The organism is Corynebacterium sp. MSK204, from assembly GCF_030229885.1.
Classification (GTDB): domain Bacteria; phylum Actinomycetota; class Actinomycetes; order Mycobacteriales; family Mycobacteriaceae; genus Corynebacterium.
The window spans coordinates 24,396-38,209 of the sequence record NZ_JASPGQ010000018.1 but is presented as its reverse complement, the minus strand read 5'-3'; the positions used below and the strand labels follow the sequence as shown (position 1 = coordinate 38,209).

Here is a 13,814-nt window from a genome sequence, read left to right as displayed (position 1 = left end):
CGTGGCATGGTGGAAAGGTACCTCACTTCCCAGCGAGATGCTGGTTTCAAGGTGTCCACCATCTGGGGGTCAGGTCCCCCCATCAGCAGACACATACCCAGCAGGAACCATACCCGCCCCCGGCAAACGACGCAGCGGCTCACTCGCCGACAACGGCACCGCAAAAGGACTCGACACCGCCTGCCCAATCCACGCACCACCACCAGCCGACACGTCCGGCACACCGTGAACAAGATTCCCCCGATTACGCATAAAACCCCCAAAATAGCGTCACAATACAACCCCTAGTATAAGACACTAGTATCGACCACCCCGCCCCAGCAGCCGACCAACACACAAGAATAGGGGCCGAGGGAATACACCCTCAGCCCCTACTCGACCAAGTCTGATTAAACAGTCAACGCACCCACAACCAGGTACGCGACCACAATCAACGCTACCGCATCACCGATAAGGACGCCCGGCTTCAACGCCAGCGGAGTCAGCACAGTCTTGAGAACACGCCAGTTAGCGAACAAACCAGCCGCCAAAGTCTCCACGCCACGCAGACCCAAGCCACGAACCGGCAAGTGACCCAGCTGCGGGATACGCGACAGCAAGAACACATTGAACAAGATACGACCAATGTTCAGCCCATTGACAAGCTTCAACAGGTTATTGCCACGCACCGCAACACGAATCGGCGTAGACAGAACAAGGAAGTCCACCGCGGCACGAACAGCCTTCACCACAGCCTTGGTGTTAAACGCCGTCAGCGAATTAATAAGCACCTCGTTAAAGACGTGCAACAAGGCCTGACGCACCTCATGATGGTTAAACATCTGCAGCGCAACAACAATAAACGGAAGCTTCTTTGCTGCCTTAAACTGCGCGATAACCGGGGCCGCCAGAAGACCCTTGCCTGCGGTAAACAGGCCCTTGACAAGAGCAGCCTTTACGGCCACGCCCAAGTCAACGATGCCCTTGACCGCATCAGCACCCTGGGCAACAACAGAGCCCGCAGCCAAAGCCACAGCCAGCAAAGGAGACAATCCCTCAGCAGCCTTCACGGCCTTGCGTACAGCCTCATCAGCACCCAAGGAAGCCAGCTCGCCAATGAGCTTGCCGCCACGCTCAGTGACAGCGTCAAAGTGCTTCGCCAGCTCATCAAGCTCATCCTGTCGCAGCTCAGCCAAAGCCTCCAGAACATGGCCAGGCAGTGCGCCACCAGGTAGCTTCTTGACCACCTGTGCAATCGGGGCAGAAGCATTCAGCGTATCCAACGCCTCAGCAAAATCACGAACAGTAGAACGAATCTCAGAAAGGTCAGAAACCTTCTCCAGACCAAGGTCCTTCAGCTGGCCCTCAAGTCCATCAACGAGCTCATCAGCCGCAGACTTAAAGTCGGCTACCTTCTTCAGCGGGTCCGGCTCATGAATAGCGGTATCAATATTCGCCTTGAGGGTATCCAGGATTTCCTGGCCGCTTTCAGCCTCACCCACCAGGGTAGAAACAGCCTTTTCAACCTCGCCGCGAGTATCGTCACCCAAGTTAAGCAGTGCACTAGAAGCCTGGGAGAGCGCGTCTGCCATCTCGTGCGGGATAACTCCGGCAGACTCGAGACGGTCCACGAGGTGAGTGGGGTTGAATTCGCCGAAGTTATCGCGGTCAGTGTACTTGTACTCCATTACTTTTCCTCCTTGTTGTCCTCGTTGAATGCGCGCAGAATGTCCACGAGGGCGGAACCGATTGGCTGGGCGGAGGAACCAATGCCGGTGACCAAATCCGTGAGCTTCTTGCGGTCAGCTTCTGGGAGAGCATCGAACTTGCTTACTAGTTCTGGGAAGCCATCGCCCGGGGTGATGCCGTCGAAGAGCTTCTTTGCGTAGGAAGAACCAACGAACTCATCCACAGCGGAACCAACCTTGCCGGCGTGGTCTGCGAGTTCCTTTACACGGTCCGCTGCCTTGTCTGGGAGAGCTTCAGCATCGCCGAACTGCTCAGCCACGAGGTCATGCAGGCGAGTCTTGGCGTCTTCGATGCCCTTAATGGCAGAGGGGACGCCGGTGCCTGGGAATACCAGTGGGCCGCCGAGAATCTGCTTGAGGTCATCGGCGAGGGTCTTGGCATCCTTGACAGTGCGGCCCAGCATGGAGACCTGCTGTGGAATGGATTCGGAAATCTTGTCGATGATGCCGTTGAAGTTGGAGAACATTCCGGTGAGAGAATCAGCGGTGTCCTTTTCCACGCCGCCCTGCTGCTGCAGGTCGCGGATGGAGTTAGTGATTTGAGAAAGCAGGCTATCCTTATCAGCCATGAAATTTACCCCCAAAAATAGTGTTTGCAATTCCCCGAAAATGTTCGGTGTTTAGATGATGCCGCCGGTCAGGTCATCAATCGTCTGCCGCCCACCAGCACCGGTGAGCAGGTCAACAACCGCCTGAGCCCAACGATTATGACGATTCAGCGGAGTAAACGGCAATGCCTCCACGTCCTTAATCAACGTGGCAGCATCCTTACCCTCCACCAGGTCAGACAACAGCTGCAGCAAATCGTCGACACCGTTAAGCGGCGCAAGGTGCTTCGCGAGCTTGTCGATGAACTCAAGGTTCAACCCGCCCTTGCCGTCAATGAGCGAGTAGAACAAGCCCGCAACCAAGTCCGGCGAGATAGGCAGATTATTCAGAGCATTGCGCACAATGTCTTCAATTTCTGCCAAGGACACAACCGGCAGCCCATCATCTGGGAAGCGGTCATCATCATCCTTCTTGACGTTGCGGCGGTCAATGTAGGTGTAGAGGTTGTTTCCCTTTTCATCCGGGAAGCACTCAATCGTGGCGTCGAAGCCTACGACCTCGCCTCGCGAAAACACCTGGTCGTCGAGCTCGGTGACGCGACCATTCGGGATGAACAAACGTCCCTTCAGGTCTTCGCCGCCGTGAATGTCGAAAATGAATGAGCGGTAGGGCGTTTCCGTAGCGTTGTCAATCATCTGGACTGCTCGTCCATCATGACGGGAACGAAAGTTGCCTTCGCCCATCACGGCGGTAGCAACGTGAGAATTGACAATCTCGTGGAACTTGCACTTGATTTGCACCGAGTGATTGGACTGCAACACCGCCATGGTGTCACCATTCCAGTCCACAACCTTTTCGGTATCACGGTCGACAGTCTTGGTTAGTCCGTCCTCGCTGATGTAGCCAGCGGGGCTGAACTTGTTGACTGCCGGCAGTGAAGCCACCCTGACAGACGCAGAGTGTGGCGTCTGCAGCGGGTTGATGCCCGCCATGCCAATCCATGCGGCGCCGCCGCTTTTGACCTCGGGCGCGCCGACAACAATGTTTTGTCGCATACGTGACATGCGAATTCCCCCAAATTTTTTTACCCCGAGTAACCACCCCAAGCAGGGCAGTCACCACAAATTATACATGAAAAATACTTAGCTTAACGCCGTCCACAAGGTGCCCGCGCCCTGCCAACGAATAGCAGAAGGCCTATCCGGGTCAGGGAAAATATAAGGGTCGGTATCAGTATCCCAATCCAAAATATCCCCCTCCGCACGGTAGGAAACCTCCATACCCTCCAGGCAGGCGGACAGTAGGTCCACGCAGTACTCATCATCGGTGCCGTAGGCCAAAAGTATGATGCGAGTACGGTCAGTCACCGGCGTTTCCCGGTCAGGGGCCGCCGCATCAACCTGAACCATGGGTCCGTCAAGTTCATCTGGGACCTTGGTCGCTATATGCACCCCGTCGAACTCGGAACCTTTAAGCCACCGCTTCAGGCAAGAGACAACAATCGCAGATGGATGCCGCATTAGCTATGCTCCCTTCTTCGGTGATTTCGTCGCGACTGGGTAGGCGCCTACAGCCTTTTGCAACGCATTATGCTTTTTCTCGTGCCCGTAGGCCTCCCAGTCATACGGAGTCGGCACGATAAGCGCACGCCATCTACGCTGGCCTGGTTCCGCTTCCTTCACGACGTAGTGTTCGCCGACCTTCGAGCGGAACTCCTCGGCCTTGTCATCAACCAGATGCTTAGTCTCCGGTGCCTCTTTGAGTACTCGATTAAAAAACTGGTGATTCATCTTGAGCTTAAAGCTGTCAGCCACGCTCAACCCCCTCAAAAATACGCAGCTTATACTCCGCCAAACCCGGGTCCCACCACGGCCCATGCGTGAAATCATGGCCACCATCGGCAACCACGAAATCAACACCGCCCAGATGGACTAAATCGCCAGCTAACACTTCACCAGGAAGAGTGAACAAGGAGCCAGCCCAATCCACACGCCGAACATCCTTATCATCCGGACCAGATTCCGGGGAATCGCTAATAGACCAACCAGCAACCCGCACAACCTGAGGACCACCCCATCTGGTTACCGGATTACCGAAAGAATCCTCACCCGAATCCTCACGCCGACGAACCCGCACATCGTAGGGGAGTGGGTACCCCGACTTAGTAGAGTGAGACCGTGAACGCGCCACGCCGACCACCCCCAACCGAGCGCAACATACGCTTATCCTCAGCCGTCAAGAACACACCGCCAGCATTCGAATTCGACCCGAAACTCTGACTCGTCGAAAACGGGCCAGCAGTAAACGACTGAGACTCAGCACCCACAGGAGCCGACGACAAACCACGAGAGACAGCGCGGGCAGCCACACGGGCACACACCACACGAACCGCCGCCGGAACTGACTCATCAAAATGCTTACCCAAATAAGCATCAATAGCGACCGTAGCCTCATCAACCATCGCCACAATAAGGCTCTTATCGTCCTCATCCGGCTCAATAGTCAAACGGTCAGTAACGTCAAGAATCGTGCAATATGTGTCCACGTGAACCCCCCAACAGGACTACTTAGCGCTACGGCCAGCCTTCTTCGCCGGACCAGGCTTCACCACGTGAGCAACCATGGCCATATTCGGATTCGTCAGAATCGGCTGCACAGCACAGTTAGCACGCACCCAATACGCCATCGGGTCGTTCTCACGCCAAGCACCGACCGCAATCTGACCAGCACCAGACAGGTTATACTCCGGAGAATTCATCTCCACCGTCTGACCCCACACCGTATAGCCCAGCAGGCCAGACTGAGTCTCCGGCGGCAGGAAGTACAACGTATTCTCATCCAGAATCCGGCGCGCAGCCTTACCATCACGCACCGAACGAGAATACGACGTAATCCCCGGAAGCCCCTGGTCCTGCAGCACAGCGTTAATAGCGCCAGAGGAGACACGAGCCAGCTCGCCGGTGGTATTCGCCGCATCACGGAACTGCTTATTCGTCTGCAGCTTCTGGATGACCTTAGGCGAAGCAATAATCGTACCCGGCTTAGTACCGTTGGCATCCTCGTAGGCCATAGCCCACGAGATGATGTCTTCCAGGGCGCCGGAATCCTGGTCATCCCAGTGCTTCTTCGGGGTGACCTCGAATTCCTCATCGCGGCCAATGCCGGCGTCGACGATGGCGCCGTTTTCCGAATAGCGGACACGGCCGGTGGTGAGGACGTCGCCGCGGGCTACCTCGACGCGGTTGGCGACTGCGCGGACGACCGTCTCGGTGGCCTTGGTCATGTCGTCTTCCTGGAAGCGGGAATCACCCTGGTGGAAGCTGCGCAGCTGGTCCATCTCGTTGATGCGGACCTTCTGACCAATCAGAGGCATCTGCATCATGGCCTTCTGGCCGCCGCCCATGGAGCCAATCGGCGTCTCAGCGTCTGCAGAGCGCACCTCAGCCAGGCGTCCGGTGTCTTGCTCGGTCATCCAGCTGAAGAACACGTCGTTAATTAGCTGGTCTGGGAAGTAAGCAGACAGGGAGCCACCGGCGGCCTGCAGGTCGTTTAGATAGTGGTTTGCGTAGATAGTCAGGTCCTCAGGTGAGAGGACCTCGTTCCAAATTTGCGTCGAACCCATGATTAATCCTCCCGTACGTCGCCGATGGCATCGAAGTTGGTGGAGCCATCCTCATTCCACAAAGAACCGTGCGGTTCGTGCACGAACGTGAATTCTGCGTGGTCGCATTCTGCGATGTTCACGCGATTGTTGGAATCCGGAAGGCGGTCAACGCGAACACGGCCGTGCCAGACAATCGGCACAACCTCGCCTGGGTTATTGTCCTGGTCCGTCAGCAGGAACCCGTCCACGGACTGAGTCTTGGACGTGACTGGCACCCAGTAGTCGCCTTCGCGGTGCAAGGCGGTGCCAGAGGGTAGGACGGACGTGCGAATATGGGTAGTCTTTTCGCCCAGCGTGCCGGTTTCGGCGTTGTCTACTGCGTGGCGAGAGCCCAGCCACGACAGGTCGCTGGGAGAGTAACGGTCAAATTCTGGCCGAAAGTGCATAATATCCCCCGATGATGTGATGAATGCGGACTACGCCCCCTGGCGCTTCTTACGCCTCTGCCACAGCTCCTCACCCCGAGAAATACCCTGATTCGGTGATTCCCAGGTAAGCCGCGACGATGCAGGGGCGGCGGGGGAGTGCTTGCCGATGAGGTCTTTAAGCGTGGATTCAAAATCGTCATCGTCAGCGTCGAGCTTATCAATGGCTGCGCAGAAGCTTTTCGAATCGAATAGTTGCTCTACGTCGCCGCCGAGCCCCGCGATGTGGATAATTAAATCCCGATTATGCTGAGCATCTTCAACCTGACTATGGGCCGTCGAAAGCTCAGCCTGAAGGTCTTTAATCGTGGATTCGAGTTTCTCTTTGTCCGCGGTAAGCTGCTCAACGTCTGCTAGCGATTTTTCTGCCCGGTTTTCCCACGTGCGAGAGTGGGCCCGCATGTCCTCGTACTTTTTACGGTAGTCAGTTGATGCGGTTTCGGTTTCCGCCTTTGCGGCGTTGGTTGCAGTATCCCCGCTGGTGGTTTCCTTTTCGGAATTGTCAGCGTTTGCGTCCTCGTGCGACACAGCGTCCCCCTAAATGTTCAGTTTGTGGACTACGGCCTCATTCATCCCTTCCGGATACAAACCGTAACCACCCCAAAGAATAGCACACCTGTTCATTTCCTAAGGTCACCCACCTGACGCATCGCCTGCAACAACACATCGGGGTCCGTGCTATCAACTTCTTCTTGAGCCTTCTTATAAATCTTTTGCGCTCTAATCGTCGATTCTGGAAGCTCAACATGGCCGCGCTTACGGCAAATCACAAGGCACCGGCAATGGTCATGAAAATGCGCCCCCGAATACCCACCACCAGCAGTCGACTGAGACGAATAATCAAACCCTCGAGACGCCAACAACGTACAAAACGCACACGCCCCAGGATGAGCAACACGAGCCCACGACCCACCGCCTTTCCACGCCGTATGCTCAGTGTTTTTACGCTGCCTGGAATACAACTCATCAGCGACGATGAACCCCATCGAATTCAACGTGCGATTATAACCTTGCTCTTCAAAGAATAACGGTGCGAAATCCTTCGCCATTCGAGCCTCAACCTGCTCGGAATCCACCCGGCGTGGCTTCCATTCCACCGGCCGCATCTCCATGTAGTCTTCTTGTTCTTCTAGCCACGCCATCGTGGCATCAGAAACGGCTGTGCCGTAGGAGTCGATGGCTTCGCGCACCATTTGCCGAAGAAGTTCTTTCTGGCGGTAGGGGTCGGCGGTGATGTCCGGGATGATGAGGGCGCGTGAATTGAGGTCCGTAACGGCTTGGCGAGCTATGGAATCAACGACGGGTGTGATTGAAGCCCAAGGGCGTTGTGGGTCTACCGCGTTCATCTAGCGTGCCTCCTTGGCGTCGTCGCTGGCGTTTTCACGCGGTGACGGTGCCACCCGGTCGGGGGTTTGGTGTGACGATTCGGTATTTTCTTGGTCTTGTGGTGTCGAAGCTTGGAGTACCTTTGCCAACTGGGAGAGGCGTTTACTGCGGTTTTCCTGCTCGATTTGGAGCCGGTCGGCGGCTGAAAAGTGCAGGTTTTTCAGTAGTACCTCGGAATCGGGGGCGAGCACACCGGAAGTAAGCAGCTTTAGCGCCCAGTCGGCGTCGGCGGCCTTGGACGCGGTGGCGGGGTCGCGCCAATCCACTTCGAGCCCGTCGACGAGGCTTTCAACATCGACGTCATTGTCGAAGTCGGAAAGCTGCACGAGTACGCGAGCCAGCTCCAACAGGTCTGGATTCATCAACTCCGTCTTAATCTCTGATGCGCGAATCAATTGCTCTTTCCACACGCGAATCGAGTCACCCGAGGGCGGATTTTCCGTCATGAAACCAAAATACTGGGCCGGAATCTTTGACTCAGAAGCAATCAACTGAGAGTAGGCGCGTACCTGCTCGATAAATGGGGTAGGAGGAGACGATGCGAATTGTCCGACGCTGGGCTGCTTGGGGTCGTCCTCATCGCCGTTGAGGACAAGCATCTTGCCGATAGAAGTCCGCCAGCCCATCTCTACGCGGTCGAACTCCGTCATGCCCTCTGGGTCGTAGCCGAAATCCTCAGGTGAGGCGCCGGTAGCCCATCGCTGTGGGGAGGCATAAAACTCAGAGTTATACTCCATGTTCTCTAACGTGCGGGCAGCTGCATCTGTCAGATACCGCACGGCCGGGGTGATTTCTGACTGACCCGACCAGTGCGATGTGCGCAGGCGATTGCGCAGCCGGAACATAGGGAATCCGCCGCCAGGAACGTCGAATCGCTCCACTGAGCGCACCGTACCCACGTCGGTTGAGTCTTTGGAAATGACAATGACCTCGCCCTGCAGGTAGAGCACCTCGCGGTACACGCCCTCCGAATTAACTCCCGAGCGGCGATACCCGGCCACTGGACCGTTGGTGGCGTCATCCCACAATAGTGAGCCAGACAAAGGCGATACTGACCGCAAGCGGAATACGCCGTGCGGGTCGGGCTCTACAGCTAATAGGCCCAGGCCGAAAATCAGCATGTCCAAAATGGCTTCAGACACTCGAAGCGGAACATTAAACCGACGCGTGACTAGCCGCATCTCCTCGCCATAGTCCGGTGATATGAACCCATCCATGCGTAGCAAATCACCGTAGGTATCTACCACAGTTGCCGGCCATCCGGAAACAACCCCAATATCCGACAATGAGTTCGGCACCGCAACGCCAATGCGCTGCACTCGATGCGTCCCGTCATAGTATGACGCCAGCTGCTTATTACCCTGCCGGTGTCCTGTGACCTCAGTTGTTAATACACTTAGAATATCTTCTTCATTTTGCGTTAGCCCCCGAATCATAAAATGAACGACCCCCTCTTTTTCTTCTTTTTCGTCACCCCGTGCGAGACAGCATCCAAGTAGCACTTATAGGCCATGACTGCTGCATACGCTGCGTCAATTTTATCAGCAGACTCTGGAGACGACTTATAAAGCAAATATCCAGTACGTGTCTCCCTGCGCTTCGCGTTCAAAAGATGTGCGCGCAGGTACGGTCCGCCGTCGTAAGTAATGTCGCGGTTGACTACTGCCTGCCTAAACTCGCTTAGCGATTGGTATACCGCGGCACTTTTGCCCCTCGGCCACGCCATCAACGGATGCGACGAGGTGGCCCGCACCTTAAGCTTCGGGGCGAATTCCGCTTCCCACGCGGAAACATGCTCCGTCCAGCCGGACGGGTCGCAGTACATGCCCACGACACGGTAACGAGAAAAGCAGTCACGCACGACGGCATCAACCTGGCGTGTGTCCGGTTCCCAGACCGGGTCGCGGGGCGTCTTCGACTGCCACACCGCAATCTCGAACAAATGCCCATCTGTCACACGCATGCCAATCAGCGCGGTCGCATCCGCGTTACCACGCACACGGCCTCTTGAGCCGTCAAAGCCCAATACAATCTTGTCGCCTGGCTGGATAGCCTTATCCCTGTCCTCAATGGCATCTACCTCGAGGTGGGAGAGGAAGGAATCGGACGAAGAGACAATCTGATTGAGGTAGAACTGTCGCGCATCAGAAGGGTCAGTCGACGGGTCCCAAATCTCGGTAATGATGCGCTCAATATCCACCCAGCCACCATTATCTCTAGCGGAATCGCCATAAGCATGAACCAGTCCGTGGTAAAGGGAATCATGGTCAGCTAAGTCCGTATCCTCTGGCGCTTCACGGTGGTCCACCAGAATCGTCTCTCGCTTAAGTCGCCCCTGCTTTTGCAGTTCGAGGGCCTTAAACGTTTCCTCAGCAACCGAACCACTGCCTGGTCTATAGGCGTTAGGAGTCTCGATAGAATGACCGCCTAGCTTGCCTGTGTTGCGACGTAGCACTGCAGCTAGCTTCACGCCACCGTTGCTCTGGGTCCACGCTTCGGTCTGGTCGGCAGAAAACCATACAGGCCTGCCGCCTTCTTTTGACAATGCTCCCGCGGTAATGAATTCGATGCGGCCTTTGGGGAGAGCGACAAACGTCTCCATTGGGTCAATGTCGTAGTTTCGCATAGCTGGGCCGTCTCGCAGCATCTCTAGCAGTGGTCCATAGGCATTCTTGGATTGGTCCTCGTTGACCGCGGCAAACTGTACTTTCGGTGTGGTGAATTCAGACCATGGAACCCCCACAGGCTGCCCTGATGCGTCCCACCCGCCGAAGCACACTGGTCCTAGTGCTTCTAGGGCGCCAATAGCTCCCATGATTGGTGACTTACCCCAGCCTTTGGGGCGGGAGAGAATGCCGCGTGTATAGACACGCTGCCCAGTCTCAGGGTCGAGTTTGTAGTAGCGAAGAATAAAGCGAGCTTGTTCAGGCGTGAGTACTAGAGGTTGGTATTCGGCGCAGTCTGGCTGGGCGAGGTTTTCTTCAATCCAGGCGAGGCATTCCCAGCCGAGTGAGGGGAATTCCCCGGGCTCTCGGGGTTTGAATGCCATCGGTTTAATCCACCGCCTTCAGGCTGCGGTAGCGGCCGCGTACGTCGGCTGCGGCACGAGAGGCGCGGCGCTTGTCCTCAGCTTCGTCTGCCGTCGCCATGGTGATGCGGTGGCGAGCAAGACTGTCAGGCGTGATGCCGTATTGGGCGAGCTGTAGGCGGCGTTCTGGTCCTAGTTTCGTGTCTCCGCGATTGTAGGCGTCGTCGAGAATCATGGTGCGTGCTAAATCGAGCCACTGGGTTTCTTGGAGGCCTTGGGTTTTCAGCGGCGGGAATTCTGCGAGGGTGTCCCAAAAACGTAGGGTCTGGTTGGTCCAGGCCTCGTCTGTGGCCGGGTTGGTGGGGCCGTAGATATCGGTGAGTTTGGGCTGCGGTACGAAAGTGACAACGATTTCGCGTTGCTCGATGTTTTGTTGGTTCCTTCTCGCACGTGATTTTGGATTCTTCGGTGCGGGACCGCGTCCTGCCATTGCTTCCCCCAGATTTTTCGTGTGCTGTTAGCTGTCCAGTTCTAGTATAGTGTGCTATGATGTTTGGTGGCAGCTGCCGTTCGGGGGAGATGGCTCCGGGTCGATGTTTCGTCGGCTCGGAGTCATTTTTATGTCCTGGGGCAGGTGCTGGTTTGGGTGGTTTTAGCAGCAGATTTTGGGGTGAAAACGTGACGACATTTTGACGACATTTTGACGACAAGAACCACTGGAAACGGCTGGAAACCACTGGAAACGACTGGAAACGAAAAACTAAGAAACCCCCTCCCACCAGCATTTTTACTGGTAAAAGGGGGTAGATACAATGCTCCTCCAACTGGGCTCGAACCAGTGACCCTTCGATTAACAGTCGAATGCTCTGCCAACTGAGCTATGGAGGAATATCCATGTTGTACTTCGAACGTGCCGTTCTCCGTGCAACGAGAATTAACTATATAGGCTAACGCCGTTTTCACACAAATCGCCTGGTTAGCCGGAAAAATTTAGGGGCGTAGGACGTAGGGTGAGACGGGAAGCATCGGAAAGCGTAGGGCCTGTGTATTCCTGTGTGGGAAGCGCCGCCTGGAGCCTGGTCGAGGCTGGCCAATTTTCTCTTTTCCTGAACACCGTTCAATACGTCCGGTACCCTCAGATTATGACTTATTTCTCAGTGCGAATGCGGTCTGATTCCGCAGGCCAGCACATTTCGGGAGCAGAGCGAATCGTCAGGGAACACGAGGTTCCGGCGGTCTGTGCGGCGCTATCCGAGCGTGCTTTGGCGCACCCGAAGGGAATGGCGGAAAATACCTTCATCACCGTGGAGGCTTTGGCCGAGTCCGATATTCTGCACGTCCCTTCCGTAGGAGTAAAAGAAGAAGCGGTGCAATCGCCCTCGCAGGCTAGGGACGTCATCGAGGAACTATTGCGCTCAATGACCGCTCATTCCCAAGTAGTCATTGAAGAGACGTTTACCGCTAGGAATATGCGCGGTGCGATGCTCATTGCGGCCGATACTGGCACGCGCTGCGAGCCAGACGCACAGCGCGGCGTCCGTGTGAGCCACATGGACGCGCACAACGCTCAAGACGCGGAATTCAAAGGCAAGGACGCGGCCCGTGAAGCCATTGTTCTGGCGAGCAAGGTCGCCGCGCATCCTGACGTTCTAGCAGAAGTCTGTGTGTCTGATGATCCGGCCTATACCACCGGTTACGTCTGCATAGATGGCACGTACCACCGTCTTCCACACATTAAAGAGCCTGGGTCGGATGAGGGGGCGCGGGCATTCATTATCAAACCAGGTGCCGATATCGAAGCGTTGATTGATTATTTGGAAAGCCGCGCCGTACTCGTGGATTTTGGGGCAGAAAAGTGAACGAGAGCCTAGAACAAGTCGCATCTGCGCGCCTGGATAAGTGGAGAGAAGACGGCCTATGGCGCAGCCCTTCGGTCTTTGGAAGTGGGCAAGTCCCGGAAAGCTCCTTGCGGACGGCCACCGGGAAGACGGCCAAAGACGCGGTGCTCTTTAGCTCGTCGAATTACCTGGGCCTGGCAGAGCATCCGGAGATTAAAAACGCCGTAAAGGACAGCGTTGATCACTACGGCGCAGGCTCAGGCGGCTCGCGTTTGACCACCGGCACGTCTGAATTACACGTTGCGGTAGAAGCCGCTGCGGCCCAGCTGACTGGGTATCCAGACTCGGTATTCTTTGCCACCGGGTACCAAGCCAATCTATCGACGTTGCAGGCGTTGGCCTCGCCCGAGCTCACCATTGTTTCCGATGCGCGCAACCACGCCAGTATCATCGATGGCTGCCGGCTCGCAAAGGCGAGTGGCGCCTCCCTCGTCGTTACGGCGCACCGCGATACCCGCGCTGTAGAAAACGCTTTGGTCACCAGGACCACCAAGTATGCCTTGGTTATTACCGATGGCCTCTTTTCCATGGACGGGGTGCTTGCACCCTTGCCTGAGCTATCGCGGCTGGCACGCGAACACGGCGCTTGGCTTATGGTCGATGATGCCCATTCGTTTGGCACCGTCGGCAACCGCGGCCTTGGCCTCCCAGAATATTTCGGCGTCCAGCCCGATATTCAGCTTATTACCGCTAGCAAGGCGCTTGGCGCCGAAGGCGGCCTCGTGGCAACGAGCAAGCCGGTTGCCCAGCTATTGCGGCAACAAGCCCGGTCCTTCGTATTTTCTACCTCTCCCACGCCAGCAACATCGGCCGCCGTGCTCGCGGCGTTAAAGCTCATTGAGTCTGATCCCAGTCTGGTTAGCCAACTGCAAGGCAATATTGCTTATTGGCACAGCACACGCGGGACTACGCCACAGCAAGGGCCGATTATCCCCGTGCACGTGGGCGATGAGGCCGCCGCAATGGACGCTAGCGCTGCACTGCTTGACCATGGATTTATCGTCCCGGCAATCCGGTGGCCCACTGTTGCACGTGGCGCTGCGATACTCCGCGTTACCCTCATGGCAACCCATACGCGCGCACAAATCGATGCCCTCTGCACAGAACTTGAACAGCTGGGTTTATAAGCAAAACGCT

At 56.2% G+C, this 13,814-nt stretch carries 15 protein-coding genes and 1 tRNA gene; 2 read left to right on the top strand and 14 right to left on the bottom strand.

Annotation, left to right across the window (positions count from 1 at the left end; genetic code table 11):
- Positions 1 to 389: 389 nt before the first annotated feature.
- The 14 genes from QP908_RS10470 to QP908_RS10410 form a co-directional block, all read right to left on the bottom strand.
- Positions 390 to 1,667, bottom strand: coding sequence for a hypothetical protein (locus QP908_RS10470; protein WP_284772221.1), 1,278 nt, complete (start codon positions 1,665 to 1,667; stop codon positions 390 to 392).
- On the bottom strand, positions 1,667 to 2,296 hold the full coding sequence (locus tag QP908_RS10465; protein ID WP_284772220.1) for a hypothetical protein: 630 nt from the start codon (positions 2,294 to 2,296) through the stop codon (positions 1,667 to 1,669). The genes QP908_RS10470 and QP908_RS10465 overlap by 1 nt, the downstream gene beginning before the upstream one ends.
- Positions 2,297 to 2,347: 51 nt before the next feature.
- A complete protein-coding gene (locus QP908_RS10460) occupies positions 2,348 to 3,340 on the bottom strand; it encodes a phage tail tube protein (RefSeq protein ID WP_284772219.1) in 993 nt (330 codons plus the stop codon).
- 78 nt (positions 3,341 to 3,418) lie between these two features.
- Positions 3,419 to 3,796: a hypothetical protein gene (locus QP908_RS10455; protein ID WP_284772218.1), complete on the bottom strand. Its 378-nt coding sequence runs from the start codon at positions 3,794 to 3,796 to the stop codon at positions 3,419 to 3,421.
- Positions 3,797 to 3,799: 3 nt separating this feature from the next.
- Positions 3,800 to 4,090: a hypothetical protein gene (locus tag QP908_RS10450; RefSeq protein ID WP_284772217.1), complete on the bottom strand. Its 291-nt coding sequence runs from the start codon at positions 4,088 to 4,090 to the stop codon at positions 3,800 to 3,802.
- 347 nt (positions 4,091 to 4,437) lie between these two features.
- Complete coding sequence (locus tag QP908_RS11895; protein ID WP_411706813.1) at positions 4,438 to 4,821, bottom strand: phage head-tail connector protein; 384 nt, start codon at positions 4,819 to 4,821, stop codon at positions 4,438 to 4,440.
- An 18-nt stretch (positions 4,822 to 4,839) separates the two neighbouring features.
- Positions 4,840 to 5,898 (bottom strand): major capsid protein, encoded by a 1,059-nt coding sequence (locus QP908_RS10445; RefSeq protein ID WP_239269781.1) that lies wholly within the window; start codon positions 5,896 to 5,898, stop codon positions 4,840 to 4,842.
- A gap of 2 nt (positions 5,899 to 5,900) precedes the next feature.
- Positions 5,901 to 6,326 carry a hypothetical protein gene (locus tag QP908_RS10440; RefSeq protein WP_239269780.1) on the bottom strand — a complete coding sequence of 142 codons (426 nt, stop codon included), beginning with the start codon at positions 6,324 to 6,326 and terminating at the stop codon, positions 5,901 to 5,903.
- A gap of 30 nt (positions 6,327 to 6,356) precedes the next feature.
- The gene (locus tag QP908_RS10435) at positions 6,357 to 6,893 is read right to left on the bottom strand and encodes a hypothetical protein (RefSeq protein WP_239269778.1); all 537 of its coding nucleotides are present in this window, start codon (positions 6,891 to 6,893) and stop codon (positions 6,357 to 6,359) included.
- Positions 6,894 to 6,985: 92 nt separating this feature from the next.
- Positions 6,986 to 7,711, bottom strand: coding sequence for a VG15 protein (locus QP908_RS10430; RefSeq protein ID WP_239269777.1), 726 nt, complete (start codon positions 7,709 to 7,711; stop codon positions 6,986 to 6,988).
- A complete protein-coding gene (locus QP908_RS10425; protein ID WP_284772216.1) occupies positions 7,712 to 9,187 on the bottom strand; it encodes a phage portal protein in 1,476 nt (491 codons plus the stop codon).
- Positions 9,184 to 10,800 (bottom strand): terminase large subunit domain-containing protein, encoded by a 1,617-nt coding sequence (locus QP908_RS10420; protein ID WP_239269774.1) that lies wholly within the window; start codon positions 10,798 to 10,800, stop codon positions 9,184 to 9,186. Before QP908_RS10420 ends, QP908_RS10425 begins: the two co-directional genes overlap by 4 nt.
- A gap of 4 nt (positions 10,801 to 10,804) precedes the next feature.
- Positions 10,805 to 11,269, bottom strand: coding sequence for a phage terminase small subunit (locus QP908_RS10415; protein WP_239269773.1), 465 nt, complete (start codon positions 11,267 to 11,269; stop codon positions 10,805 to 10,807).
- A gap of 325 nt (positions 11,270 to 11,594) precedes the next feature.
- Positions 11,595 to 11,667: transfer RNA gene (locus QP908_RS10410), tRNA-Asn, on the bottom strand.
- Between the two features lie 254 nt (positions 11,668 to 11,921).
- On the opposite strand from QP908_RS10410, the gene QP908_RS10405 reads away from it, so the two are divergent.
- Together QP908_RS10405 and QP908_RS10400 are read left to right on the top strand one after the other, a co-directional pair.
- Positions 11,922 to 12,638, top strand: a complete 717-nt coding sequence (locus QP908_RS10405) for a 6-carboxyhexanoate--CoA ligase (RefSeq protein ID WP_239269772.1) — start codon at positions 11,922 to 11,924, stop codon at positions 12,636 to 12,638.
- Positions 12,635 to 13,804: an aminotransferase class I/II-fold pyridoxal phosphate-dependent enzyme gene (locus tag QP908_RS10400; RefSeq protein WP_239269771.1), complete on the top strand. Its 1,170-nt coding sequence runs from the start codon at positions 12,635 to 12,637 to the stop codon at positions 13,802 to 13,804. The genes QP908_RS10405 and QP908_RS10400 overlap by 4 nt, the downstream gene beginning before the upstream one ends.
- Positions 13,805 to 13,814 lie beyond the last annotated feature (10 nt).